Annotated in this window: 17 protein-coding genes and 2 pseudogenes; 6 read left to right on the top strand and 13 right to left on the bottom strand. The window is 70.4% G+C overall.

Annotation, left to right across the window (positions count from 1 at the left end; genetic code table 11):
- Positions 1-2,211 (bottom strand): discoidin domain-containing protein (locus ACIQGV_RS11105; protein ID WP_402493176.1); only part of this gene is annotated, 2,211 nt, incomplete at its 3' end.
- 578 nt (positions 2,212-2,789) lie between these two features.
- Between ACIQGV_RS11105 and ACIQGV_RS11100 the strand changes: the two genes are divergently transcribed.
- Positions 2,790-3,836 carry a LacI family DNA-binding transcriptional regulator gene (locus ACIQGV_RS11100; RefSeq protein ID WP_402493174.1) on the top strand — a complete coding sequence of 349 codons (1,047 nt, stop codon included), beginning with the start codon at positions 2,790-2,792 and terminating at the stop codon, positions 3,834-3,836.
- Here the strand turns inward: ACIQGV_RS11100 and ACIQGV_RS11095 are convergent.
- Positions 3,835-4,077 (bottom strand): annotated as a pseudogene (locus tag ACIQGV_RS11095) (IS5/IS1182 family transposase); the annotation flags it as partial. The gene ACIQGV_RS11100 and the pseudogene ACIQGV_RS11095 overlap by 2 nt on opposite strands.
- 558 nt (positions 4,078-4,635) lie before the next feature.
- Here ACIQGV_RS11095 and ACIQGV_RS11090 point away from each other — a divergent pair.
- The 3 genes from ACIQGV_RS11090 to ACIQGV_RS11080 all read left to right on the top strand — a co-directional run bounded on the left by ACIQGV_RS11090 (position 4,636) and on the right by ACIQGV_RS11080 (position 8,168).
- Positions 4,636-5,070 carry a winged helix-turn-helix domain-containing protein gene (locus ACIQGV_RS11090; RefSeq protein WP_402493172.1) on the top strand — a complete coding sequence of 145 codons (435 nt, stop codon included), beginning with the start codon at positions 4,636-4,638 and terminating at the stop codon, positions 5,068-5,070.
- Between the two features lie 433 nt (positions 5,071-5,503).
- The gene (locus ACIQGV_RS11085) at positions 5,504-6,313 is read left to right on the top strand and encodes an SDR family oxidoreductase (protein WP_402493171.1); all 810 of its coding nucleotides are present in this window, start codon (positions 5,504-5,506) and stop codon (positions 6,311-6,313) included.
- Positions 6,314-6,371: 58 nt separating this feature from the next.
- Positions 6,372-8,168, top strand: coding sequence for an acyl-CoA dehydrogenase (locus ACIQGV_RS11080; RefSeq protein ID WP_402493169.1), 1,797 nt, complete (start codon positions 6,372-6,374; stop codon positions 8,166-8,168).
- A gap of 241 nt (positions 8,169-8,409) precedes the next feature.
- On the opposite strand, the gene ACIQGV_RS11075 is transcribed toward ACIQGV_RS11080, so the two are convergent.
- The 3 genes from ACIQGV_RS11075 to ACIQGV_RS11065 form a co-directional block, all read right to left on the bottom strand.
- The gene (locus ACIQGV_RS11075) at positions 8,410-10,932 is read right to left on the bottom strand and encodes a hypothetical protein (RefSeq protein ID WP_402493167.1); all 2,523 of its coding nucleotides are present in this window, start codon (positions 10,930-10,932) and stop codon (positions 8,410-8,412) included.
- A 571-nt stretch (positions 10,933-11,503) separates the two neighbouring features.
- Positions 11,504-12,679, bottom strand: a complete 1,176-nt coding sequence (locus ACIQGV_RS11070) for a glutamate dehydrogenase (RefSeq protein WP_402493166.1) — start codon at positions 12,677-12,679, stop codon at positions 11,504-11,506.
- Between the two features lie 1,240 nt (positions 12,680-13,919).
- Positions 13,920-14,219, bottom strand: a complete 300-nt coding sequence (locus tag ACIQGV_RS11065) for a hypothetical protein (protein ID WP_402493165.1) — start codon at positions 14,217-14,219, stop codon at positions 13,920-13,922.
- 745 nt (positions 14,220-14,964) lie between these two features.
- On the opposite strand from ACIQGV_RS11065, the gene ACIQGV_RS11060 reads away from it, so the two are divergent.
- Together ACIQGV_RS11060 and ACIQGV_RS11055 are read left to right on the top strand one after the other, a co-directional pair.
- Entirely contained in the window at positions 14,965-15,867 is a 903-nt protein-coding gene (locus ACIQGV_RS11060; RefSeq protein ID WP_402493163.1) for a hypothetical protein, read from the top strand.
- A 250-nt stretch (positions 15,868-16,117) separates the two neighbouring features.
- Positions 16,118-16,639, top strand: a complete 522-nt coding sequence (locus tag ACIQGV_RS11055; protein ID WP_402493161.1) for a GNAT family N-acetyltransferase — start codon at positions 16,118-16,120, stop codon at positions 16,637-16,639.
- A 287-nt stretch (positions 16,640-16,926) separates the two neighbouring features.
- Here the strand turns inward: ACIQGV_RS11055 and ACIQGV_RS11050 are convergent, their stop codons facing one another.
- The 8 genes and pseudogenes from ACIQGV_RS11050 to ACIQGV_RS11015 all read right to left on the bottom strand — a co-directional run bounded on the left by ACIQGV_RS11050 (position 16,927) and on the right by ACIQGV_RS11015 (position 25,630).
- On the bottom strand, positions 16,927-17,280 hold the full coding sequence (locus tag ACIQGV_RS11050; RefSeq protein WP_402493160.1) for a hypothetical protein: 354 nt from the start codon (positions 17,278-17,280) through the stop codon (positions 16,927-16,929).
- 345 nt (positions 17,281-17,625) lie between these two features.
- Positions 17,626-18,136, bottom strand: a pseudogene (locus tag ACIQGV_RS11045) (ISL3 family transposase); the annotation flags it as partial.
- A 758-nt stretch (positions 18,137-18,894) separates the two neighbouring features.
- Entirely contained in the window at positions 18,895-20,316 is a 1,422-nt protein-coding gene (locus tag ACIQGV_RS11040; protein ID WP_402493159.1) for an aminobutyraldehyde dehydrogenase, read from the bottom strand.
- Positions 20,309-21,628 (bottom strand): flavin monoamine oxidase family protein, encoded by a 1,320-nt coding sequence (locus tag ACIQGV_RS11035; protein WP_402493157.1) that lies wholly within the window; start codon positions 21,626-21,628, stop codon positions 20,309-20,311. The genes ACIQGV_RS11040 and ACIQGV_RS11035 overlap by 8 nt, the downstream gene beginning before the upstream one ends.
- A 29-nt stretch (positions 21,629-21,657) precedes the next feature.
- Complete coding sequence (locus ACIQGV_RS11030) at positions 21,658-22,728, bottom strand: ABC transporter ATP-binding protein (protein ID WP_402493156.1); 1,071 nt, start codon at positions 22,726-22,728, stop codon at positions 21,658-21,660.
- A 5-nt stretch (positions 22,729-22,733) separates the two neighbouring features.
- Positions 22,734-23,612, bottom strand: coding sequence for an ABC transporter permease (locus ACIQGV_RS11025; protein WP_402493154.1), 879 nt, complete (start codon positions 23,610-23,612; stop codon positions 22,734-22,736).
- Entirely contained in the window at positions 23,609-24,502 is an 894-nt protein-coding gene (locus tag ACIQGV_RS11020) for an ABC transporter permease (RefSeq protein ID WP_402493153.1), read from the bottom strand. Before ACIQGV_RS11020 ends, ACIQGV_RS11025 begins: the two co-directional genes overlap by 4 nt.
- A 3-nt stretch (positions 24,503-24,505) precedes the next feature.
- Entirely contained in the window at positions 24,506-25,630 is a 1,125-nt protein-coding gene (locus tag ACIQGV_RS11015) for a spermidine/putrescine ABC transporter substrate-binding protein (RefSeq protein ID WP_402493151.1), read from the bottom strand.
- Between the last annotated feature and the right edge of the window lie 82 nt (positions 25,631-25,712).

Below are 25,712 nucleotides of genomic sequence, written 5' to 3'. Positions count from 1 at the left end.
AACGTCACCCGCTCCCGCCTGGGACGACTCGTCCGCCAAGGACTCCTCGAACAACCCGGACGAGGCCGCTATCAGAAACGGACTTAACGCCCTCTCATGCGTCGACGGCATGGTCACACGCACGAATCGCACCCGCTGCTCACTGGCCGTGTGCGTGTTGACGCTCTGGGCGGTCGTGGTGGCCACGGACCTCCAGTGCTCGTTGTCGGGCGAGACCTCGACCGTGTAGGGCGCGCGCGTGCCGAAGACGGCCCACGCGATCTCGACACCGCTGACGTCGAAATCCCTCAGCAGATCGATCTTGTAGACGTAGGGGTCGCCGTAGCTCAGGAACTCGAAGTTCGTGGAGAGCGAGCCGTCGTTGCCCTTTGCCCGGTCGGCGTAGGCACTCGCGTCATTCGTCGAGGCCGGCTTGTTCAGTGCCACCTCCGTCGTGGACGGCCGCCCGAGCACTTCACAGGCGCGCAGGCCCGCCCACCAGCCTCCCGCGCCGAGGAAGCTCACCCGGACGTAGCGCACGGCGGTCGCTGTGACGGTGTCGGAGTACAGCTGGGACGTGGTGGTGTTGGAGGAGCGGTTCACGATCGACACCCACGTCTGCTGGTCGGCGGACGCCTCCACCGTGAACCGATAGGCGGCGTTCGCCTCCCATCGGGTGCGGATCGTGTTCAGGTCGTGCGGTGAGCCGAGATCCACCGTCCACGTGTGCGGATTGCCGTTGGCAGCGATCCAGATGGACGACTGGTTCCCGTCGTTGGCGAGAGCAGCCGCGGGAGCGTTCGACGAGGCGGAGGCCGGCTTGTTCAGAGCGACATCGACGTTGGCGGACGGCCGCCCGAGCACTTGGCAGGCGAGCAGGCCCGCCCACCAGCCGTCCGCACTGATGAAGCGCACCCGGACATAGCGCACACCGGTCGCCGTGACGGTGTCGGAGTACAGCGGGGACTTCCATGTGTTGAACGAACGGTCCACGACAGGCGTCCACGTCTGCTGGTCGGCGGACGCCTCCACTCTGAACTTGTAGGCAGCCTCATCGGTCTCCCACCGGGTGCGGATCAAGCTCAGGTCGTGCGGCAAGCCGAGGTCCACCATCCACCATTGGGGACCACCGTCGGCGGCGATCCAGCCGGACGTGTGGTCGGTGTCGTTGGCGCGGGCCGCCGTGGCCGTGTTCGACGAGGCGGAGGCCGGCTTGTTCAGGGCCACATCGCTGTTCGCCGTGAGGACCTTGAATGCGCTGAAGCGGGGCAGGTGCCCGTCCTCCACAGCGACCATCTTGAGTCGTACGAAGCGTATGCCCGACTCGCTGAACGAGGCCGACTGGACCTTCGAGCGCAACGTGTTCGCGGACCTGTCGACCACGGTCTTCCACGCCAGCTTGTCGGACGACACCTCGACGAAGTAGTCGTACCGCACGCCGTCCTCGGCCCACGTCACCTCGAAGCCCCTGACCTCGTGCTCGATCAGAAGGTCGACGCGCCAGTGCAACCCGTCGGCGGTCCACTTCGTGGTGTCCGAGCCGTCGATCGCGTACTCGGCCTGAGTGCCGCTGGAGGCGTACGCGATCTTCGCCAGGGCGACATCACTTCCCGCATGCAACCGACCGAATGCCTTGAAGTCGCAGAAACCGAGCGATTCGGCACTGCTCACGGCCAGGATGGTGACCCGGACGAATCTCACGTTCTGCGCGTTGAATGCGTCCAGTCGGATTCTCGTGTCCGCCGCGTCGTGCACTCGGCTGACGAATGTCTGCCACGTCGTGCCGTCGGCTGATGCCTCGATCCGATACGTGTAGCTGACGCCTTTCGTCGGCCAGACGATCTGTGTGCCCGAGAGGTCGTAATACCCCTCCAGGTCGACTTGCCACCAGTGCGGGAACTGGCTGCTGCCGGACGGCTTCCACAGGCTGGAGTCGTAGCTGTCGTTCCCGCTGTACGAGGTGTGCTCTCCGACGAAACTGCTGGCTCGCGTCGGCTTTTCGGCCGCGATGTCGGGGAGCGGCGAAGCGTCGACCGTGACATTCGGCCGGTACGTGTAGGGGATGGGACCGGCGGGGGCGACCGCCCGCGCCGCCGCGCTTGCGATCCGCTCACCGGTCCCCAGACCGAGAGCCGACACCAGAGCCAGCGACCCACCCGCACGGAGGATGTTCCGCCGTGACATGGGGGAGTCGGAAAACGCTGCGTTCAAGTTCAACCTCCAGGACGCCATTGCCGCTGGACTGTCTCATTCGCGACTTCTCGTGAACGTTCACGGCCAGTTGTTGCGGACCTTACGTCCGCGACATATGAGTGTCAAGAGATCACGCAGTGCAGGCATGAAACTCTTAAGATCGTGTTTCGTGGCAGGTCAGACATGGTTGACGAGCCATCGTCAAGCCGGGCGGGCCAAGCCCCGCACCGCCGGGGCGCCCCGACGCAAGGGGGTGTTTCTCGCCATGGAGGCTCCGTGAGGCATGCGGCTGATTACCGTCCCTCCGCAGAGAGGCCGCAGGGGTTGCACGGACCGAGCGCAGGCGCGGCCGCAGGCGGGTGCGCGGCCCGCGCCGACCGCGGCCGGAGCCCGACGGCTTCGATCAGAGCGGCGTGCGCGAGCGGCACCGGCGAGTGCCACGGCGCGAAGTGCCGTCGTGGGGCATGCTCGCCGTCGAGGCGCCCCGGCACCTCTCGCAGCGGGCTCCCCGGACGGCCGGGTGACGGGCGCCCGGTGATACGAGACCGCGGCGCCGGCGGGCGGCTCGGGAAGTTCAGGAGCAGGGATGACGGTCGGGGCCGCACCTTTGACTGCTCATGTATCCTGACCGCGTGGAAAAGCGGGGAGTGGCCAAGCGTGCCGGCATTATCGAAGTCGCGGAACTCGCGGGCGTTTCTCGCCAAACAGTCACCCGGGCCATGAACGACATGCCGGGAATCAGCGCGGAAACCAAGAAGCGGGTCCTCGAAGCCGCTGAACAATTGCGCTATCGGCCGAGCAGGTTCGGCCGCGAACTGGTCCAGCAGTCCACACGGTCACTCGGCTTGGTGGTATCAGACCTCGCAAATCCATACTTTTCGGAGCTGGCATCCGAAGTGGCGAAGGTCGCGATTGCAAACGAGTGGTCCTTGGTAGTGATGGAGAAGCACCCTGGCCCCGAGTCGGGCAAGGAGGAACTCCGAGCCCTGGCCGACCAGGTCGACGCCGCCATCGCCTACGCCGATCTCGCCGCGCCGGACATCGACAGCGTCTTCGGCAGTCTTCCGCTGGTCCTCCTGGACACGGCGGAGCAGACCCTGGACGCGCTGTCCCCCGCACATCCGCGCAGCGCCCTCACCATCGACCTGAAGCCTGGTCTGGGGCAGGCCATCGACCACCTCGTGGCCGGCGGCCGCTCGAGGATCTCCCTCGTCGACATCCATTACCCCAAGGGCGAGTCGGTACGGAGCTCGGTCTACACACGTCTGATGCGTGAGCGCGGCCTGGAACCGCACGTGATCACGATCGAGTCGAAGGACGACGATCTCGCCGTCGGCCGTTGCGCCGTGGAGATCGCGCTGCGCGCGCCCACACCGCCCGACGCCATCATCGCGTTCAACGACCTGTCTGCCTTCGGCATCCTCAAGGAACTCAAGGTCCATGGGGTCAGCGTGCCGGACACCTGTGCCGTCGTCGGTATCGACGGCCTGAGGATCGGGGTCTACGTCGAACCTGAACTCACCACGCTACGGCTGGACTTCGCGGCCTTCGCACAGCTGGCTTTCGACTGTGTCGTACAGATGACCAACGCTCCTGTGAGCAAGCCGCTCCCGCAGATACGCAAGCACGCGGCCCATCAGCTGGTGGTCCGACAGTCCACCTGATCCGATGGATGCGGGCCGCCGTCAGGCCATGGGTCCGGCCCGGCAGGGCGGGTGAAGAGCTGCGGGACCCGGTCGTCCGGGTCGGTCACGACCCGGACGACCACCCCATGGCGGGGTGCTCGGCGGGATGGTCCGCCCGGCCGTCGCCGAGGCGGTCACACGCGGCAAGGGCGCCGTCGAGCAGGACGAAGCCCGGCTCGACCTCACGCAAGACATCGAGCAGACCCGGTGTCCGGGCCGCGCACGGGCCGGCGCCACCACGTCGGCCCGGAACTCCGCCGAGTACCTGCAGGCCCCCGCCCAGGACTCCTCTCCCTGAACTCGAGATCCGGTGTCGAAGTGTCCACGATCAAGGTGGAGGGCCACACAGCACGGCCGCCACGAGCACACCGAGCTCCAGCGTCCCGGCTGCCACCCGGCACCGTGCCCCGGACGCCTTCCGGTCGCCGTCGTGTTCGCGACCAGCCGCGAATCCATCGCGACCCTCGTCAGGAGGGCGTCCCTGTTGCTGTGCTCGTGTCGTGCCGCAGCTCCAGGGCCGCGAATTCGGCGTCGCTCGCCCGCCCGCAACGACCGAGATCGTCCTTGGTCAGTCGCACACCCAACGGTTCCGCGGGCGCCTGACCCCCATCACTGAGGTTTTCGGGTTGTCGTCGGTGGTGACGGTTCATGATCCCTGCGGTGTCCCGGTGGGGCGAGGTGCCCGGAAGGCGGGGGCCTGACCGCCGGGCGTCGGACGTTTCATGAGGGGATCCGGCTTCAGGCCGGTGAGCGGTTCGCTGCGGGTGAGAGGACCGCGGTGATCGCGAAAGACCTGCGGGTGAGTGTGCGGTCGGTGGAACGCCGGGGCCGTGCCTGGCGCGAGGGCGGCACGGAGGCCCTGCGCTCGGCGGGTCCGGCGAACTCCCCGACCGTCACCGACGCCCAGTTCGCCGTGCTCGAGGAGGAACTGGGCAAGGGACCGGTGGCGCACGGCTTCGACGACGAACGACGGACTCCGGCCCGGGTCCAGACGATGATCCGCCGGCGTCTGCGGGTGAGCCTGTCGGTGGCGACGGTGTGGCGGCTGCTGAAACGGCACGGCTGGTCCTGGCAGGCACCTGCCCGCAGAGCCCTCGAGCGTGACGAGCACGCGGTGGAGCTGTGGAAGAAGGAGGTCCGGCCCCGGGTAAAAGGATCGCGGCGGCGTGTGGAGCCTGGCTCGTCTTCGAGGACGAAGCCGGATTCTCCATGACGCCGCCCCGGCCCGGACCTGGGGCCGGCGCGGGTGCACCCCCGTCGTGCGGGTGCGAGGCAGGACCCGTCGGCGAACCTCGGTGGCGGCCCTGTGCTGCCACCGGCCCGGTGCCGGCAGCCGCCTCGTCCACCGGCCCCGCCACCACTTCCTGCTCAAAGGCGTACGCAAGAGCTTCTCCTGTGTCGAACTCGCGGACGTAGCCCTTGGCCCGGGAGGACTGGACGCGAGCGAGGATGCCGACGGACCGGTCGCCGGGTCGAGGCCGCAGCGGAGATCACGGGCTTGGAGATGGGCAGTGCCGATGACGGCCGGGCGGCCGGGCGCGGCCGGGCGCGGCCACTGATGGGGTGCTCCACGCGGATGCGCTTCACACACTTCCGGTTGACGTGATCTAAGCAACCGCTTAGTCTGCGGCTGGGGCTTGCGCTGCATGCCCGAATACCGCCCAGCACTGCTCTTGGAGTCTGCCGTGACCTCACTGTTCTCAGTTTCTGGCAAAACTGCGCTGGTCACCGGAGGGTCCCGCGGTGTCGGCCTGATGATCGCCCGTGGCCTGGTCGAAGCCGGGGCCCGGGTCTACGTCAGTTCCCGCAGTGCCGCGGCGTGCGAGGAGGCCGTGCGTGAGCTCTCCGCGCTGGGCGAGGCGGTCGCCCTGCCTGCCGATCTTTCACGGGAGGAGGAGTGTCACCGGCTCGCCGCGGAGATCGGCGAGCGGGAGGAACAGCTGCACATCCTGGTCAACAACGCCGGCGCGAGCTGGGGTGCGCCACTGGACGAATTCCCGGTCAGCGGCTGGGACAAGGTCATGGACCTCAACCTGCGCAGTCCTTTCCTGCTGACTCAGGCGCTGCTGCCGTTGCTGCGCAAGGCCGGCTCCCCCGACGAACCGGCACGTGTGATCAACGTCGGCTCCATCGACGGTCTTCACGTAAGTGCTCTTCCGACCTACTCCTACGCGGCGAGCAAGGCCGGACTGCACCACCTGACGCGTGTCCTGGCCAAGGAGCTGGGCCCGCAGGGCATCACCGTCAACGCGATCGCACCCGGCCCGTTCGAGTCCAAGATGATGGCCGCCACGCTGAAGGCACAGGGCGACACCATCGCCGAGTCCGCTCCACTGCGTCGGATCGGACGCCCCGACGACATGGCCGGCGTGGCGGTCTACCTGTCCAGCCGGGCCGGAGCGTACGTCACCGGCGCGGTGATTCCCGTCGACGGCGGCATCGGCACCACCGTCTGACCACCGCCAGACGCACGCCTGCCCCCGTGTCCGCCCCCTCCCCGATCGGAGCCGCCCCATGGACTCCCTGCTGCTTTCGCGCCGCGACCTGGACTTCCTGCTCCACGACTGGCTGGACGTCACAGCCCTGACCAGCCGGTCCCGTTACGCCGACCACGACCGGGACACCTTCGACGCCGTGCTGGACCTCAGTGAGGCCATCGCGACCCGGCACTTCGCCCCGCACAACAAGAAGAACGACGCCGAGGAACCCCGCTTCGACGGGGAGCGGGTGCACATCATCCCGGAGGTCAAGGAGGCCCTGCGGGTCTTCGCCGAGGCCGGTCTGACCGGCGCCGCCATGGACTACGAGGTCGGCGGGCAACAGCTGCCCACCGTGGTCGCCAACGCCTGCATGGCCTGGTTCCAGGCCGCCAACGTCGGCACCGCCGCGTATCCGTTCCTCACCGTCGGCAACGCCAACCTGCTCCAGGCGCACGGCAGCAAGGAGCAGGTCGACACCTACGTGCGGCCCATGGTCGAGGGCCGCTTCTTCGGCACCATGTGTCTCTCCGAACCGCAGGCCGGCTCCTCGCTGGCCGACATCACCACCCGGGCCGTGCCGCAGGACGACGGTACGTACCGGATCACCGGCAGCAAGATGTGGATCTCCGCCGGCGACCACGAGCTCAGCGAGAACATCGTCCACCTGGTGCTCGCCAAGATCCCCGGCGGGCCGGCGGGCGTGAAGGGCATCTCGCTGTTCATCGTGCCCAAGTTCCTCGTCGAGGACGACGGCAGCCTGGGAGAGCGCAACGACGTGGTGCTGGCCGGCCTCAACCACAAGATGGGCTACCGCGGCACCACCAACACCCTGCTCAACTTCGGCGAGGGCCGCCACACCCCGGGCGGCGCTCCGGGCGCGGTGGGCCACCTGGTCGGCGAGGCCCACCACGGGCTCGCGTACATGTTCCACATGATGAACGAGGCCCGCATCGGCGTCGGGCTCGGCGCCACAGCGCTCGGCTGCACCGGTTATCTGCACGCACTCGACTACGCCCGCACCCGCGCGCAGGGCCGCCCGCTGACGGGCAAGGACGCGAACGCCCCGCAGATCCCCGTCATCGAGCACGCCGACGTGCGCAGGATGCTGCTGGCCCAGAAGAGCTACACGGAGGGCGCCCTCGCGCTCAGCCTGTACTGCAGCCGCCTGCTCGACGAGGAGCGCACCGCCGAGCAGGAGTCCGAGCGGACCCGCGCCCGGCTGCTGCTCGACATCCTGACGCCCATCGCCAAGAGCTGGCCGTCGCAGTGGTGCCTGGCCGCCAACGACCTCGCCATCCAGGTGCACGGCGGCTACGGCTACACCCGCGAGTACAACGTCGAGCAGTTCTACCGGGACAACCGCCTCAACCCCATCCACGAGGGCACCCACGGCATCCAGGGGCTGGACCTGCTCGGCCGCAAGGCCGTCATGAACGGCGGCGCGGGGCTGAAGCTCCTCCTCGAGACCCTCGCGGCAACCACTGCCCGCGCCATGGCGGCTGGCGGCGAGGCGGCCGAGCTGGCCGCCCACCTGGAACAGGCAGGTGCCCGCACCGAGCGGACCACGGCCAAGCTGTGGTCCACCGGAGACCCCGCCACCGCCCTGGCCAACGCCTCCGTCTACCTGGAAGCCGTCGGGCATGTGGTGCTGGCCTGGATCTGGCTGGAGCAGTTCCTTGCGCTGGGGGACGGCACGGACGACTTCCACCAGGGCAAGCGGCAGGCAGCCCGTTACTTCTTCCGAGTGGAACTCCCGCGGACCGGACCGCAGTTCGACCTGCTCGACAGCCTGGACCGCACCGCGGGGGACTGCCGACCCGAGTGGTTCTGACCCGCGGGCCGGTCGTGGGCGCGGACGAGGTCTCGGCGCTCCCGGGCCGACGGTGGCGGCGCAGCCGAGCGGGCAGGCGTCGGACCTCCACGCCCGCTGTGCCCCTACGACGCCACCGGTCGCGCCCCTGAACCAGCCGCGTGGCCGGCCCGGTCACACGCCGGTGAGAACAGGAGGCGGGCTCCTCGACTGCTTTGAGGGGCCCGCCGGCCCATGACGGACCAGGGTTCTGCCGCGCCGGTCACACCTGCAGGATCAGCGCTTCCACCTGTTCGAGCGTCGTCACGCTGGCCTGGGCCGCGGCCCGGACCTTCGTCAGCTTCTCCATCCACTCGATCCGCTGCTCGGCCGGGAGCGCGTCCTCTGCGAGCTGGACCCGCAGACGGTGCGCCTCCTCGAAATCAGCCATCAGGGTGTGGGCGGAGTCCACGGCCTGCTGATAGCCGCCCTCGGCGAGTTCCACACGGGCGGGCAGCTCCCGGCGCAGCGTGGCCAGCTGGTCGTGCGGGTCGGCCGGGGGCGCGCCGTGCACGGCGGTGGCAGTGGGATCCGTGCTGCTTCCGGCCGTGGGGGACGTGGTGGTGCTTCCGGGGCTGCCCGGGACCGGACGGCCGAGCTCCACGGGGAACGTCTCGTCGAACCATGCCTTGTCGGCGACGTAGCGGGTGGGCCGACCCTCGGTGTCGGGAGCGATCACCATCCCCGCGGTGATCGGCGTCCGGCCCTCGCCCCGGTGCCGCTCCCCGTAACAGACCAGAGGCTCACCGTCTTCCGCCTCGGGCGGCCGCGTCGCGTCCGGGTGCTCCAGCACGGCCTTCGCGAACGCGAGGAGGAGTGCCCGGCTGATGTTCGGGGCTCCGGTTGCCGTGTACGCCAGAGTGAGGGCGGCGAGGGCGCTCTTGGGGGTGCGCCGCACGCCCTTGCGGCCGTCGCCTGCCTCGCTGCCCTGGCCGGCGGTGATGAACGGCTGTGGAGCGTGGATCAGCACCGGTGCCATGCGCTGGACGAGGGCGGCCCAGGCGGTCGCGTCGCCGGCCTCTGCCCCGAGGAGGAGCACCTTGAGTGACCGCGGGTCCTGCACGGCGCCCTTGGCGGTCTCCGGGACGCCGAAGAAGCCGAGGGCGGAGAGGATGTTGCCCCGGTGCAGGAACAGTTGGGCGATGGCGGCGGACCACAGGCGGGTGCGTGCCTCTGCTGTCTTCGCCCTGGTCTGGCTCCACGCCGGCTCCTGCAGCGTGCCCCTGACGATCGGCCAGAAGCGCCCCGTGTCGCGGACGGTGCGTGCGTTCGTCCGCTTCGGGGCCTCGGGCGGGATCTCGGGGAACACGAGCGTGGTGATGGCGCGCACCGCGATGTCGCGGAGCACGGCCGGGGAGACGTCGTCGTCCGCGGGCACGAGCGGCGCGAGCGGGTCGAGCGGGCCGTTGGCGGTCAGCGCGTCGCGCACCCCGACCAGGTCGAGGAGGTCCGCGCCGCGCGCGTCGGGGAACGCCTCGGCGAGCGCGTCCGCGAGGAGCGATTCCCTGGCGTAGGCGTCGACGAGCGTCGCGAACAGTGCGATCAGGCGCGCATCCTCGTCGTAGGGCTGGATGCCGCGCAGGTGGTCGTTGACGTTCAGCGTCCGCAGGACGTGTTCCAGAGCCGCCGGCTTGGTGCAGCCGATCACGATCTCCGCGGAGACCGTGGCGATCTTCCCGGCCCGGACCGACGGGTCGGTCGCCTCTGTCTCCGGCTTGGCGGCGGCCTCGTTGAGCCGGTCGGAGAGCCGGTTCAGGATCTCCCGCTGGTTCAGCAGCAGCAGCTCGGGCTCGGCCTTCTTGTCCTTCGGCATGGGCAGGAGGGACTGGGGCATCCCCGTGACCAGGTGTTCCGGACGCACACGGAAGATGTCGAGGCGGGCCAGTGCACGGTTGTTCCCGGTCATGGCGGCCAGCCGCCACGGCTTCGACACCGTGCCGTCGGGACGGGTGATCTGCCACTGCTGCAGGACGTTCATGCCCTTGGAGAGCTGGCCCGCGTCCACGAGGGACTCGGCCAGGTCGTAGCCGCGGGTCGTGCCTGCACGCTCCAGATTCTCGGCGGCGTACCGCTGCATGTGGACGGCCACCTCGTACGGCTGCTCGGCGAGAGCGAGCGCCGCCTTCGGCTCGCCGTCCTCCTGCGCCGCCCGGACCACGGGACGCGGCCGCCGGCCACCGAGGGCGGTGATGAGTGCCTGGCGCTCGCCTTCGAGTTCCCCCACGCGGCGCTCGGCGTCCTCGTGCTTCTGTGTGGCCGCAGCCAGGGCCTGCGCGGCGTACGTGTCGTCACCGGCCGCGCGGCGGCAGCTCTCCCGCTCCTTCTCGGCGGTCTTCGCGGTCTTCCTGGCTTCGTGCAGCGCAAGCTCGGCGGCGACGAGCTCCTTGACGCGCTGGCCGGCCTCAGCGGCGGGCGGCGACCAGCAGCCGACGGTGCGGTCGTTGAGGTCCCACGGGACCACCGCAGCACCATGGACGTCACACATCAGCAGGAGCACCTGCTCGTCGCCGGCCTGCACGAGACGGTAGGCCGAGGGCTTGAGCACCTTCTTGCCGCTCCGGCCGGCGATCAGGCCCCTGATCTCGGTGTCCGGGAGAGCGGTGGCCAGCCCCTCGGTGATCGCCCGCCGGGGAGGGGGCACGACCCCGTGTTCCGCGCAGGTGTTCTCGATGGCGTCCGCGAGGTTCTGGCCCCAGGCGTCGGTGCCGATGCGCGGGAAGATGCCGTCGCGTCGTTTCGCGACCATGGTGTTGTCCTTCCACCCGGGCGTGCCGGGCGAACACAGAAGCTCCCGTCTCTCGGGAGCGTGTCACGCGCCCGAGCGCCGAAGCCTCGTGCCGACGAGGAACGGGCCGACACCCTGCGAAGGGTGTGCGGCGGTCCTCGCCCCGTACAGCCCAGCTGCCGGCGCCCGAAGAACGATCAGCCCCGAACAGCGCCTCGGTGGCGCCTGGACATCTCGCAGCTTGCTCCTGCTCCGCCGACGGCGGCATGAGGCGGACGCCGATGATGAGCCACCGACGTGCACCGCAGAATCTTTCACCCGTTCCGGCGCAATGCCGGACCCGAACAGCGGAGTTCACTGGACCAGGTGAACCAGCACCCAACCATGAGGCGCCCAGAGCGATTTGAGGTAATGGCGGGGTGGCGGCGAGCTGCGTGGACGGGTGAACCCGCAGTGCATCCCCGTGGGAAGACCGCGACGGAGCCTTCCAGCGGCGGGAGTTGCCCGGGAGACCGGCGTCTCCCCCGGGCCGACAGCAGGGCCGGCTCCACGGCCTCGGACGACGTACCCCACAGCCGCATGTACGGGGTGGTCAGTCGGCACGCTTTCGGGGGGCCGAGGCGTCGGCGGGCAGCACGTGCCACCACCAGCCGATGCAAGGGATGTCCGAGGGCGCGCCGGTCGCGCTGGGAATGTCCGCGACGGGGCTCGTCGCCACACGTACGGCGCCGGGGTGGCGGCCGTCGGGATCGGTGTAGCGGCCTGCCCGTACGCCCCACTCGTAGTTGCCGCGGATAAGGCAGGTCAGGTTGGACAGATAGCGGCGCAGCGGGTCGGAAGCGGTCGGCTGGACGATGTCACGAACCTCGGTGAAGCGGGCCAGGATACGGTCACGCAAGGCGACAGCCTGCCTCTGGGCGTCCTGCTGGGTGCACCCGGGCCGGGCCTGGTAGAGGCCGACCAGATTCAGGACAGGCCCCGTCTCGGCAGGCCGCCGGGCGGCATACCACAGTTCCTTGCCATAGGAGAACAGGTCGTCGTCGAGGGCGGCAACCATGCTGGCCATCTCGGTGAGCGCGTGCACGGCCGGGGCGTTGATCTCCTGATCGGAGATGTCGTCCGCCTCGCTGACCTGGAACCAGGCGAGGGTCGGGAATCCGGCGACGTACAGGAGGCGAGTGTAGAGGTAGTCATTGAGGCCGGGCATCAGATGCTGCCGGCGGGCCGCGCGTTCCCAAGCCACACCCAGATACCAGGAGAGGTGTGCGTCCACCAGGCGGCGACGCTGGGTCGGAGAGGCCAGGTGGTGCAGCCGCTCGGCCAGCTCCGTCACCGGCCCGGCAAAGGGATTCTTCGGCGGCAGCAGGCCCGCGGTCGGGCTCTCCAGTGTGCGGATGACGCGCACGGCCAGGTCCAGGAAGGAGAGGGCGTCCTCCGGGGATTCCTCGTCGCAGGCGAAGTCGTCGAACACGAACATCGTGTACGTCCAGTCCACGGCCATCTGGAGCCGCTCCGTGTCGGCATCGGGGCAGTTGCCCGCGAAGAACAGAGCAGACCTGGTGCCCACGACCCGTTCACGGCGTCCGGGACCGTGGCACAGGCCGTGCCGCTCCATGAAGGCCAGACCCTGCTCCTCAAGCAGCTCGACCTCCGAATGGCAGCGCCACGGCATGGGGAAGTACATCGCCGGCAGTCGCATCACGATGTCCGGGCCGGGTCCGGTCACATCGCGGGAATCCGTGTCGGAGGGGGAGGTGTGCTCAGCCACGGTGCTCTCCTCCGCTGACGCGCGTTCATGCGCGGCCCGGGACATGTTCATGAGCTGATGCCGGGGCATGCCATATGCTCCGCGGCGCCGTGTACCGGCCTCGGGACCGCGTCAGCCAGGGCCTGGAGTGCCTGCCGGTGACGCAGCCGAATCATGTCTTCGACAGCGTCCGAGGCTCCGGTTTCCCGCAGGACACGTCGGACTTGCTCTGCCCCGTGCTCGTCGCGTTCCGGCCGGCCTGTCAGAGTGCCCAGGACAAGCCGCTGCTGGGTGTCTGCCCGCTGATACCCCAAGACCGTCAGGACCGACGGCTCGGTCTGACGAAGATCGGCCGGCACCGGCATCACCGCAGCCGGCTCAGACGAAGCCGCTTCCCGCCACGTGGGACAAAGTCGCTCACCTCCTCGGCGAGGTCGAACGGCCCCTCAGCTTCTCTCTCGGCACGGTGAAGGCGGGAGCTGAAGAAGTCGTCCAGCACCGCATCGACCCTCGACCGTACAGCTTGAAGATCTGACGCCGACGCTCTGGACGGGCCGGCGGTTTCAACCACACTCCCACCTCGCAGACCCCGAAACCAGCCGCCCCCACAATGCTGCCCGGCCTGCGACCAGCCCAACGGAGCTGCACCGGCGCACGGGAGCATCAGGGGCGCGGCAGATGGCAAACAGCGCAGACACAGGGCTGGGGCCGGCAACCTCGGCACTGCCGAGTGGCCTCGTCACCTACCGGCAGGGCGTCCGTGCGCAGGCGGTACGGAGGCGCTGGTTGTCGAACCAGTCGGCCCGTGCCGGGGCGCATCTCGGCGTACGTACCGCGTATGCGTGGACCCGCGCCACGCACGGCACGCGATACGAGGGACCTGCACCGGCCCCTCCCCCCCTTCCGGTCCGCCCGACCGCCGTCCGTCCCATGTGCACGCGTGTGCCCGTGCACGCGCGCCCGCCGAACGCACCCGGGCTGCGGCCCGTTCGGCGGGCAGGAGCCGGGCCGGTCCCTGCGCCGGACCCGGAGGGAGCAGAGGCTGCGAGGCCGGTGCCGAGAGGGCGGCGTGTGGTGCTCACGGCCGGGAGTCTGCGCCTCTGACCTGGGAGGCGACAAGCGACAAGCGAGACGCCTATGGGCCATGCTCCATGACAAGAGGTACTTCACGCCCGTCCCGCCGGCCACCCGATCGGTTCGGCACCGTCATGGAGACTCACTCCACGAGGACATGCGGGACATCAAGGCCGACAGCTGCCGGTCAGGCGGCTCCGCTGATGCCGGGGGCAAGGAACCGGCGGTGCAACGGGTTGTAGGCGGTCTCGGGTTCGCCGGTGATGCCGGCCTTCTCGACGGCGGGGGCGAGGCGTTCGGCGAAGAACGTCTCACATGCCTCCTGGGAGTCCCACACATCGGTCACATGGAGTCCCTGGCCGTCGAACCAGGCCACGTGTACTTGGCCGCCGGCCGGGGCGGTCGTCTCCCAGCCGACGATGTCACGTATCGCGTCGTACTGCTCCGGGGTGACCCCGGTCCAGTGCATCGTCATCACCACAGCCATGCTTCCCAGCTCCTTCGCTCCCGGCGCGGCGCACCGCGCCCGATCGAGTCCGACGTACGAGGGCTACCGGGAATCGTCCTGCCCCGACCGGCCGCCGGGGCAGAGCGCATCGGGTCGCACACCGGCCGCCCGACACCCCCGAGCGCTCTCCGGCACGGTCCGCGCGCCGTGCACTCGGAGCCCGGGGCGGTGGGCTTCCCCTCCCCCCGTGAGGACGGAACCTCGCCCGGACGACGACGCCCACCGTGTGCCGCGCCGTCGTCCGGCCTGACGGGTGGCTGACGGGGCGTCCGATCGGGCGGAGAGCCGGGCCCGGGAGGCGTGGATCGCCTTCCTCCGCCCCTTCAGCCCATACGCTCGCCAGCGGTCAAGGAGGTCGGATGCGGTACCGGATCGTCCGTGGTGTGCGCGCCGCGGTGCTCGCTTTGCTGATGCTGCTGGGTGTGGCAGGGCTTGCCGCCTGCGATCCCGATGAACCGGACCCCGCCCCCACGACCGCGCCGACCGGGGACACCGACTCTCCCCCGTCTGATGACACGGACGGTCCGTCGACGCAGAAGACGGGTGATCCGGCGGACACGTCATCCGGAGGCTATGTCCCTCCCCCGTCTCCCCCGCCGACGGACACCGCCGACGAAACGACCGACCCGCCCTTCGAACCGACCCAGCCGCCTCTCCCGCCGACGCCCGAGGAGAGTCCACCGGGGGACTCCGAGCTTCCCCCAGGGGCCGGTCCCGAGACCACGTGAGCGAGCCGTGCGCGCACGGGACGGAGCAGCGCCCGCCCAGCGCCCAGGAACCGCCGCGTCAGGCCGGGGGCGATCTCTACGGGCCGTCCGCCCTCGTCAAGATCGTCGTCGCTCAGGGGACGTTCATCGCCGCGCTGATGTTCTACATCGGCGCGATCTACACCAGCACGTACTACGACTACTTCCATCTCCACTGGGGTTCGATGAACCTGGGGTTCAGCCAGATCGCCCTGGAGAGCCTGAATCTGCTGAACCTGGACATCATGGTGGCGGCCGGGTGCGTGTTCCTGCTGCTCTGTGTCCCGTGGAGCCGCCGGCCCCGGCATGTGACGCGGTTCGAGGCTGCCGCCGCGCGCTGGTACCCGCTCCTCGTCGTCGCGGGGATCGTGCTGCTCGCGCTGTGGCAGGAGATCCAGCCCTACGGCTGGATCGGACCCCTGACCATCGCCGTGGGGCTCCTTCTGAGCCAGTGCCGGGACGCCGAGGGGCGGCGCCCGCGAGGTTTCCGCCGCCAGGCCGTGCCGGTCTTCGCCGCCGGTGTCTTCCTCTTCTGGACCGTGACCAACGTCGCCTGGCAGCAGGGCAGGCAGGACGCCCGGGCACACGCCGCGGCCGTCACCAACTGGACAGGAGTCCTCGTCCTCAGCACCAAACCGCTCAGCCTGCCCACGGACTCGGTACGGGAGGAGAAACTCCCCGACAACCGCCTGCACCCCTACCGGTACTCGGACCTGCGACTGCTCACGGAACACGACGGCCGCTACTACGTGGTGCCACGCAACTGGAACGCACAGGTCGACGAGATCTACGTCATCCGGGAGAGCGAAGCCACCTGGATCGCGCTCACCCCCGGCACACAGCCCCGGCTGACGGACTCAAGAAGCCGGGGCGGCCGCTGATCAGCCGGCAGCGGGTACGTCACCCTCGCCACAGTCATGCCGGACCCCGCCCCGCCCGACCATGCCACCGCGCAGGGTGCGCACTCGCGCGTACGCCGACTGCCCCGCACCGGGCAAAGCCCGCGCCGGTCGAGGACGAGCCGAGTGCGCAACCGCCGATCGGTCAAGGTCAGGAGACCGGCCGTCAGGGCGATCGGGCCGGCCCCGGGAGCTCGACGGAACATGGCCCGTCGCATGTGATGCTGGCGGCATGACGGATCACCATGAGGTCGCCATCGCTGTCTGGCCGGGCCCGGCCCCGGAGGCCACGGACGGCCTGGCCGCACTGCTGACGGCCTACCACCTGCGGACCGAGGCCGAGAAAGGCCGGCCCGTCGCCGACGCGGACAGGCTCCCGGACCGCTACCGGGCAGAGATCCACGACCCGCACGCCGCATTCGCCCACGACACCGTGCTGGTCGCCCTCACCGGCGACACCACCGCGGGCTGTCTGGTGGTCACCGCTCCGGCAGACGGCCGGTGCGAGATCAAAAGGCTCTGGACGGACCCCGCGTTCCGAGGCCGGGGCATCGCCTCCGGCCTCCTCACGGCCGCGCTCGCCCACGCCACCGCGAACGGCGCCGACACCGTACGGCTCTCGGTGTGGAACTGGCGCACCGGCGCCATCGCCCTGTACCAGCGGTTCGGCTTCACCGTCGCCGATTCATGGGACGAACGAGATGAACTGGTGTGCATGCACCACACCACCTCACCGTCCACCACCAGACGATGACGACCACAACCACGGCCGCTCAGGAACACCAGCGCGCTTGCCGCTCCGCGCACCGAGACCGAGTCCCTCCACGCCCGGCAGCATCCACCGCGCCCGGCCCGGTACTCCGGCTGCCGACCGTCCGCGGCCGGCACCGTGACCTGCGGCGGCCGACGACGCTCGCAGGGCGCAGCCGCCCCGGCACACCCACATACGCCGACCGCCCCGCGCCACCGCCTCGGCCGAGGACCTGGGCCGGCTCTTCCCCGTCCCGTCCGCAGTGTCATGGAGAGTGATCAGGTGCTCTCTCAGCAGTGGGTGCGTGCCTGCTTGATGCCCGGTTCGGCACGGTGGATGTCGAAGGTGGTGGAGAAGGTCTGCCGGGCGGTGGCAAGGGCGTCGGCGAGCGGCTGGTACTTCTTGTCCTCCAGTGCGGCCACCCGGGCCAGCTCTGCGGTCGCGCTCAGCCGGCCGACCGCAACGTCCCAGGAACGGTCCGACGACTTGTCGGCCGGTGGGTCGGGCATCGGGTCGGGCAGCATCCGCACCAGCGTGCAGGCCAGCTCGCCGTCGCTGCCGCCCTGCCGGTCGTCGGATCCGGCCGAGCTGCAGGCGGCGAGGGCCGACATCGCCGCGACCAGTGGAACAAGACGTCTCATCATGTGTTCTGCTCTCCCCCGTCGGTGCGTGCACCGGTCAGCCTAGGATCGCGTCCAGGCCCGGACAAGGCCGTCCGGCCGAGCGGCCGAAGAGCAGCAGCCGGACGACCGGTCAGTCCGTCCGGTAAGAAACCGCTCACCGGGCCGGCCCTGTCCAGACGCCGCTGCCGGACACGCCGCCCGGCGCACCCACGCGCGGGCCGACTCCCCGCACGCCGCTGCGAACCCTTCGCTCTCCCAGTCGAACGGCGGGCGTGTCAGCGATCTGGCTCTGACCCGTAGTCGGTGGTGACGCCGAGTAGCCGTCAGGGCAGGAGGATGCGGTGGCGGAGGAGGTCGAATCCGGCGGGGCAGGGCGACAGCGCGGGCGGCTGTGATCCAGTCGCCGAGTTTCGTGTCGTTGCCCTCGACTGGTTTCAGCAGGGCGGCGAAGTTGCGTACGAGATCGGCGAGCGCGGTCGTTCCCGGGCAGGCTGCGGCGATCTTCTCCAGCAGGGCCGCTTCCGTCGGGCGCAGGTTCTCGGGGTCGGTGAGCAGGAGGCGGCGGCGCGACGCACCGTGGTGACGGGGCGGTCGCCTTCGGCGCGGCCCTGGTCGAGGTAGCGGACCGGGAGGTTTGCGCTGCCGGTGAAGCCCAGCTCCCGGATCTCCTTGAGGAGGTGGGTGACGGGGACGGATGGTTCTTCGACACGGCGCCGGCGCAGGTGCTCGCGGTGGGGTCGACGAGGGTGGGCCGGTGGGCAGGGGTGAGGCGCGGGGTCTGGGGCTCGGGCATGCGGGCGTAGCGTTCGACGGTGTTCAGGGCCAGGCCCGGGCGGCGGGAGCAGTCGAGCAGGCCGACGCCCTGGCCGAGGAGATCACGGGAGGACATCCTTGCTGCTGATGACGACCTCGACTCAGCGGCTTCTCGGCCTGGTCGCCGCCGCACCGTCCGTGGACGGCGAGGAGCTGGTGCGGCTCCTGCGGGAAGCGCGCGGGGCGCAGGTCGTCGTACGCGGACGCCTCCGGCAGCTGCCTGGTGCTGTCCCAGCTGCTGCCGGAGGCGAACCGCAGGGTCGGCGCGAGGGCTCGTGCGGCCCGGCCTCGGCGGTGCAGCAGGTGTCCGAGCCGGACGACGAGGTCGAGGGGGCGAGGAGGGCGGCGCGGACCGTCGGGCCGTCGAGAGTGTGGCGGTCGAAGCGGCAGCGTACGGCGGGGAGGCGGGCAGGCGGGCAGGGCACGGGGGGACGGAGCGGGGGTCGATGCCGCGGGCGTGGTCGGCGGCGAGGCGACGGACGTCGACGCCTTGGTGGCGCAGCGCGCCTTTGAGCTCCACCAGGGCGGCCGTCGGCGGAGGCTGCACGACGAATGACAGCTCGTGCAGCCGCTCCAGAACACGCCGTCGGCCCCGCTCCGGCAGCCTGTCCGGGCAGCGCACATACGTCACCGTGGACATCACGGCCATCGGCGCCGAGCGTGTGGTCGTCGTGCACACCTCTCGCTCTCACGGTTCTGGACGGAAGCTCGAACACGCGAGTGCAGGCAATCGCAGGCGGTCCTCGCGCTCGGCGAGATGTCGTGGCGGAGCGCTCCGTCCGGCACCGTCCGCCGTCCAGAGCGCTCAGCACGATGCAGCCGTCACAGCATGACGTGCTTGACCTGGGTGTAGTCGAGCAGGCCGGTGAGGGAGAGGTCGCTGCCGTAGCCGGAGTGACCCACCCCGCCGTGCGGCATCTCCGACACCGTCGTGCCGTGAGTGTTGACCCAGACGATGCCGGTCCGCAGGGCCCGTGACGCGCGCATGGCCCGGTCGTGGTCGCGCGTCCACACGCTCGCGGCGAGCCCCTGCGGGACACCGTTGGCCAGCCGGACGGCCTCGGCCTCGTCGGCGAAGGGCTGCACGGTGACGACAGGGCCGAACACCTCGCGCTGCACGACCTCGTCCTCCTGCCGCACCCCTGTGACCACCGTGGCCTGGTGGAAGTAGCCGGGCCGGTTCACAGCGGCGCCGCCCGCGACGATCTCGGCGTGCCCCGGAAGACGCTCCAGCAGGCCGCGTACGACGCCGAGTTGGGTGTCGTTGGCCAGCGGGCCGAAGTCCGCGTGCTCGTCGTCCGGGGCTCCGGGCCGTCGGCGTGCCGCCCGTTCGGTGAAGCGGGTCAGGAAGGAGTCGTGGACCCGCCGGTCGACCAGGATCCTGGTTGCGGCCGTGCAGTCCTGGCCGGCGTTGTAGAACGACAGCGACGACAACTGCTCCACCGCGTCGTCGAGATCGGCGTCGGCGTGGATCAGCACGGGCGCGTTGCCGCCGAGTTCGAGGTGCAGCCGTTTGAGGTCGGCGGCCGCCGCCGCGGCGATCTCCTGCCCCGCGCGGACGCTTCCGGTGACGGCCACCAGCCGGACGCCGGGGTGGGCGACCAGGGCGCGCCCGGTGTCGCGGTCGCCGCACACGACGTTGAGCACGCCCGGCGGCAGATGCTCGGCGGCCAGCCGGGCCAGGAGCACGGCCGAGGACGGCGTGGTGTCGGACGGTTTCAGGACGACCGTGTTGCCGGCCGCGAGCGCGGGGGCGATCTTCCAGACGGCCATCATCAGCGGGTAGTTCCACGGCGTGATCTGCGCGCAGACGCCGACGGGTTCGCGCCGCAGCACCGAGGTGCGGCCCGGCGTGTACTCGGCGGCGGCCGCGCCGGGCAGATTGCGTGCGGCCCCGGCGAAGTACCGCAACACGTCCACGATCGCGGGCAGTTCGTCCGCCAGGAACAGGACGCGGGGCTTGCCCGTGTCCCTCACCTCGGCGTCCGCGACCGGTCCGGTTGCCCGCTCCAGTGCGTCGGCGATCCGCAGAAGGGCCGTCTGCCGCTGCCCCGGAGTCGTCGACGACCACCTCTCGAAGGCATCTTCGGCGGCCCCGCAGGCCGCGTCCACGTCCTCGGGGCCGGACAGCGGGGCGTTCCCGTGGGAGAGCCCGGTGGCCGGGTCGATCAGCGGCAGGGTGGCGCCGGACGCGGCCGGCACCTCCTTGCCGCCGATGTGGTTGGGACGGTCGGTGTCAGCCACGGCGCAGCGCCTCCTCGGCGGCGGCGCGGCCGGTGCGGACGGCGCCCTCCATGTATCCGGCGACCCACTGGTCGGAGCCGCAGACGTAGAACGGCGGTTCGTGCGTGCCGTGCAGCGGGCCGACGGCCGTCACCTCGCCCGGCGGCCACTGGGTGACGTAGCCCCGGGTCCACGGGTCGGTGCCCCACAGCCGCAGGTGGCAGGCGGTCGGGCGGAGGGCCTCGTCGCCGAACATGCCGGCCATCTCGGCGAGCAGTTCGGTGGTGCGCAGGTGGGGCGGGGTGCCGAGCAGGACGCCGTACCGCTCGGGCGGGACCAGAGCCGACAGGACGCCCTCGTTCTGGGGCCAGGTGCTGCCCAGCACGCCCTCCGCCTCGGACAGGCCGTTGAGTCCGGCGTCCCGCCAGAAGGGACGGTCGTAGACGGCGGCGAACTTCGCTGCCGTGGCGTGGCGTTGGCGGTGCAGGGAGGCGAGCCGCTCGTCGCCGACCCCGCTGACGGCGACGTCCCGCAGCGGGCCGACGGGCAGGGCGCTCACCACGGCTTGGGCGGTGAGGACCTCGCCGGAGACCAGGCGTACGGTGCAGCGCCCCGGGCGGACGTCCAGCGCGGCGACGGGCGAGCCGAGCCGGATGCGCGGGCCCAGCACGCGGCCCAGGACCTCGGCGAGCGTCGCCGAGCCCTCCGCGAGCCGCAGTCCCTCCCAGTCCTCGTAGTCGTAGTCGCCGGTGCCCGAGCCGGGGACCGCCGCGCTCTTGCGCAGCGCGGCCAGCAGGGAGATCCGCTCGTAGGAACCGCCGGCTAGGGCGAGCTGGCCGATGTCCCACAGCCGCACCACCGCGGGGCCGGCCTCGCGGGAGCGCAGCCAGTCGGCCACGGAGAGCCGGTCCAGGGCGGCGGCGTCCGGGTGCGACCAGGGGTCGTCCGGGTCGACACCGGCGGCGAGGGCGCAGAACTCCTTGCTCAGGCGTGTGTGCAGGGCCGCGTCGCCGGGGCCGAACCAGTGCGGCGGTTCACCGGTCGAGAGCCCTTCCGGGGTCGATCGGGTCATGCGGCCCGGCTCCTCGACGTAGCTGGGAACCAGCTTCAGGCCCAGTTCCGCGGCCAGCCGGAGATAGGCGGTGTGCCCGTGGCCGACGACCTCACCGCCCAGCTGGACGGTGCGGCCGTCGGGTGTGCGGGTCTGCTCGACCCGGCCGCCGACGCGGTCGCGGGCCTCCAGGACGAGCACGTCGGTGCCGGCCGAGGCCAGGTCCCGGGCGGCGGCGAGACCGGCGAGACCGGCGCCGAGCACGATCACGTCGTGATGCATGAGGGTTCGCTCTCTTCCGTCGGGGGCGCTCAGGCCAGGACCAGGCAGTGCTCGGGCCGCCACCCGAACTCGACCGTCTCCCCGCCGCTCCAGCGGTCCTCCATCCGGGCGCGGTCGGTGTTCTGCTCCAGCACCGACAGCGTCACGCCCGGAGCGAGGTCGATCAGATAGGTGGTGGTCGGGCCGCTGTAGACGGTCTCGCGGAGCACTCCGCTCAGCTTCGCCATGCCCGGTTCGAAGTCCGACAGCCAGATCTTCTCGGGGCGTACGGAGACGCTGACGGCGGTGCCGTCCGCGATGCCGGAGCGGGCGCCGACGGGCAGGGCGGGGCCCTTGTCCAGGGTCACCTCGCCGTCCCGGTAGGTGCCGTTCATCAGGTTGGAGGTGCCCATGAAGGAGGCCACGAAGCCGGTCGCGGGGTGTTCGTAGATGTCCTCGGGGGTGCCGCACTGCTCGACGCGCCCCGCGTTCATCACGGCGATGCGGTCGGACATGGTCAGCGCCTCGTCCTGGTCGTGGGTGACGAAGACGAAGGTGATGCCGACCTCACGCTGGATCTGCTTCAGCTCCACCTGCATCTGCCGGCGCAGCTTCAGGTCGAGGGCGGCCAGCGGCTCGTCCAGCAGCAGCACGGCCGGACGGTTGACGAGCGCGCGGGCCAGCGCCACGCGCTGACGCTGGCCGCCGGAGAGCGTGCGGGGCCGGCGGCCGGCGAGGCCGGCGAGCTGCACCAGTTCCAGCATCTCGCCGACGCGCCGGCGTATCTCGCTCCTGGCCACGCCTTTGCGCTTGAGACCGAAGCCGACGTTGTCGGCGATGCTCAGATGGTCGAACAGGGCGTAGCTCTGGAAGACGGTGTTCACGTTGCGCTTGTTCGGCGGCAGCGCGGTGACGTCCTCCCCGGCCAGCAGCACCGCGCCCTCGGTGGGGTCGCTGAAACCGCCGATCATGCGGAGCGTGGTGGTCTTGCCGCAGCCCGAGGGGCCGAGCAGGGAGAAGAAGTGGCCGGCCTCGATGTCGAGGTCCAGGTGGTGGACGGCGTAGGAGTCCGCGTACTGCTTGGAGACACCGTCGAGCCGGACGGCGGGGGTCGCGTCCATGAGGATCACTCTCCGGAGAGGATGTCGAGGCCGCCGCGACGGCCGAAGAGGCGCGGGATGAACAGGGCCAGGGCGATCAGGGCGACGGATCCCGCGAGCATGAGCGTGCCGACCGCGTTGATGGTGGGCTGCACGCCGAAGCGGATCGCCGAGTAGATGCGCACCGACAGTGGCTGGGGGTCGACGCCGGTGGTGAAGTAGGCGAGCACGAAGTCGTCGAAGACCAGCGCGAAGATCAGTACGGCGGAGGCGAGCACGGCGGGCAGCAGCGCCGGCAGGGTCACCAGCCGGACCGCCTGCCAGCGGGTGGCGCCGAGATCCATGGCGGCCTCCTCCACCTCCGGGTTCAGCGCGGCGACCCGGGAGCGCAGGATGACGGTGACGTACGAGATGGAGAAGGTGATCTCGGCGAGCATCACCGTGCCGGTGGACAGCGGTACGCCCAGGCCCTTGAACAGCAGCATCGAGGCGACGCCGGTGACGATCTCCGGCGTGATCAGCGGCACCAGCATGACCAGTCCGGCCAGGGAGCCCAGCCGGGTGCGGCAGCGGACCAGACCGAGAGCGAGTGCGACGCCGAGAAGCACCGAGCCGGCCGTCGCCACCAGGGAGATGCGCAGGCTGGTCCCCAGGGAGGCGATCAGGACGTCGTCGTGCACGAAGGCGCGGTACCAGCGCAGGCTGAACCCGTCGAACACGGTCAGGGACTTCTGGGAGTTGAAGGAGAACAGCGCGACGACGGCGATGGGCAGGTAGAGCAGCGCGAAGAACAGCGCGGTGACCGCGATGAGGACACGGGGCCTGCGTCGGGTGCGCCGGCGCCTGCCCGTACGGGTGGACTCGTGGGCCGCAGCGGTGGTGGAGGGGGTGCTGACCAGGGTCATCGCAGGGCCTCCGCCTCGTCCTTGCGGGTGCGCCGCAGATAGCCGAGCATCCCGATCAGCAGGACCAGCATCAGCAGCATGGTGAGCGCGGAGCCGAGCGGCCAGTTCTGGCCCTGGAAGAACTTGTCCTGGATGAGGTTGCCGATCATGATCTGGTCCGGGCCTCCCATGAGCTGTGCGCTGACGAAGTCGCCCATGGCGGGCAGGAAGACCAGGACGAGCCCGGCCGCAGCGCCCTGCCGGGTGGCGGGCAGGGTGACGAAGAAGAAAGTGCGGACCGGGCCGCCGTACAGGTCGCGGCCGGCCTCGATGAGGGAGACGTCGAGGCGTTCCAGCGCCGCGTACAACGGGATGATCATGAAGACGACGAACCCGTAGACGAGTCCGGCGATCACGCCGAAGCCGCTGTTGAGGATCTTCGTGCTCCCGTCGGCCAGACCGATGGCCCGCAGGGCGCGCAGCACCGGCCCGTCGTCGGAGAGGACGACCGACCAGCCGTACATCCGCACCAGGTAGTTGGCGAAGAACGGCACCACGATCGCGGCGATCAGCGCGTGCTTGTACCGGCCGCCGTACAGGGCGATCGTGTACGCCACCGGATAGGCGATCAGCAGACAGATCACGCAGGTCAGCAGGGCGTAGCCCAGGGAGCGGGCCAGGACCTCGGTGTAGGCGGGGTCGGCGAGGGCGCGCACGGCGGACAGGTCGAAGCCGAAGCGCGGGTTGCCGAGCTCGTCGGTGGTGCCGACCGCGAGGACGGCGACGAGGATCAGCGAGGCGATCAGGAAGGCGGTCATCCACAGGGTGCCCGGCAGCATGAACCAGACCCACATCCGGTTCCCGGAGGCAACCCGGCGGCGGGCGCGGGACGAGGGGCGCGGCAGTGCCATGTCTCAGCCCGCCTTCACATGGGTCCAGGCGGTGTCACGCGCTTCCTCCGCCGCGCGTTCGCCGTTGCGGAAGAACGCGCCGGCCAACAGGTCGTCCTGGGTGACCAGACACTCGGGGAAGGGCTCGACCAGGTCGGCGTAGATCTTCTCGGATCCCGCGACCGGCATCGGGTAGCCGATGTACTCGATGTTCTTCTTCACGTTCTCCGGCCGCAGCATGTAGTCGATGAACAGCATGGCCGTGCCGGGGTGGGCGGCGTTCCAGGGGATGGCGTAGCAGTCGGAGTTGATCGGCGTGCCCTGCTTCGGGGCCTGGAAGCCGAACACCGACGGATCCTCGGCCTGGTTGAGCATGGCGGCCATGTCGCCGCTCCACGCCTGCTGGACCAGCGCGTTGCCGTTGAGGAGGTTGTTGTAACTGTCGCTGGAGAAGCCGCGCAGCCGTGGCCGCAGGGTGTCCAGCAGGGAGGTGATGCGGTCGAGGTCGCCGGGGTCGCCGGTGCTGACGTCGAGGCCGAGCGTGAGGGCGGCCATGCCGAGGACCTCGTCGCGGTCGTCCAGCAGGAAGACCTTGCCGTGGGCCCGGTCGTTCCACAGGTCCCGCCAGGAGTCGGTGAGTTCACCGATCTTGTCGCGCCGCCAGCCGATGCCGGTCTTGTACGCGGTGAAGGGGACGGTGTGCGCGGAGCCGGGGTCGTACCAGGGGTCGGCGAAGTAGGTGTAGGTGCCGAACACGGACCGCGCGTTGGTGAGCCGGGAGTGGTCGATACGGCGCAGCCGGCCCCCGCGGACCAGACGCTGCGCCCACTTGGCCGTGGGGAAGATGATGTCGTAGCGGTTGCCGGCGTTGAGCTTGGCGACCATGCCTTCCATCGAGTCGAAGTTCGACTGGACGACCTTGACGCCGTACTCCTTCTCGAAGCCCTTGAACACGGCCGGGTCGACGAAGTCGGCCCAGTTGAAGTAGACGAGATCGCCGTCGACGCGCGCCTCGACCGGGGCGAGCTGGTCGGCGTCGGGTTTCTTCGCGGGCATGAACCCGCAGCCGCCGGCCGCTGCGCCCAGCAGGCCGCAGGCGCCCGCCCGCAGCACGGCGCGACGGGACGGCGGTGGTACCTCGGGGGACATGGAACGTCCTCTCCGTCGAGGAACGGCACAAGTCCAGGGCTGGACCGGCTGGTCGGCTCACTTCGGGCCCTGATTCCGTAGT

It is taken from the genome of Streptomyces sp. NPDC093094, assembly GCF_044754345.1.
Classification (GTDB): domain Bacteria; phylum Actinomycetota; class Actinomycetes; order Streptomycetales; family Streptomycetaceae; genus Streptomyces.
This window is presented reverse-complemented; position numbering and strand designations above follow the sequence as displayed.

What these genes read in the sequence shown, in the direction of transcription:
- ACIQGV_RS11050 (WP_402493160.1), bottom strand. Translation starts at nt 17,280, where the DNA reads ATGATGAGACGTCTTGTTCCACTGGTCGCGGCGATGTCGGCCCTCGCC.
- ACIQGV_RS11055 (WP_402493161.1), top strand. Translation starts at nt 16,118, where the DNA reads ATGACGGATCACCATGAGGTCGCCATCGCTGTCTGGCCGGGCCCGGCC.
- ACIQGV_RS11020 (WP_402493153.1), bottom strand. Translation starts at nt 24,502, where the DNA reads ATGGCACTGCCGCGCCCCTCGTCCCGCGCCCGCCGCCGGGTTGCCTCC.
- ACIQGV_RS11085 (WP_402493171.1), top strand. Translation starts at nt 5,504, where the DNA reads ATGCCCGAATACCGCCCAGCACTGCTCTTGGAGTCTGCCGTGACCTCA.
- ACIQGV_RS11075 (WP_402493167.1), bottom strand. Translation starts at nt 10,932, where the DNA reads ATGGTCGCGAAACGACGCGACGGCATCTTCCCGCGCATCGGCACCGAC.
- ACIQGV_RS11035 (WP_402493157.1), bottom strand. Translation starts at nt 21,628, where the DNA reads ATGCATCACGACGTGATCGTGCTCGGCGCCGGTCTCGCCGGTCTCGCC.
- ACIQGV_RS11100 (WP_402493174.1), top strand. Translation starts at nt 2,790, where the DNA reads ATGTATCCTGACCGCGTGGAAAAGCGGGGAGTGGCCAAGCGTGCCGGC.
- ACIQGV_RS11015 (WP_402493151.1), bottom strand. Translation starts at nt 25,630, where the DNA reads ATGTCCCCCGAGGTACCACCGCCGTCCCGTCGCGCCGTGCTGCGGGCG.
- ACIQGV_RS11030 (WP_402493156.1), bottom strand. Translation starts at nt 22,728, where the DNA reads ATGGACGCGACCCCCGCCGTCCGGCTCGACGGTGTCTCCAAGCAGTAC.
- ACIQGV_RS11080 (WP_402493169.1), top strand. Translation starts at nt 6,372, where the DNA reads ATGGACTCCCTGCTGCTTTCGCGCCGCGACCTGGACTTCCTGCTCCAC.
- ACIQGV_RS11025 (WP_402493154.1), bottom strand. Translation starts at nt 23,612, where the DNA reads ATGACCCTGGTCAGCACCCCCTCCACCACCGCTGCGGCCCACGAGTCC.
- ACIQGV_RS11065 (WP_402493165.1), bottom strand. Translation starts at nt 14,219, where the DNA reads ATGGCTGTGGTGATGACGATGCACTGGACCGGGGTCACCCCGGAGCAG.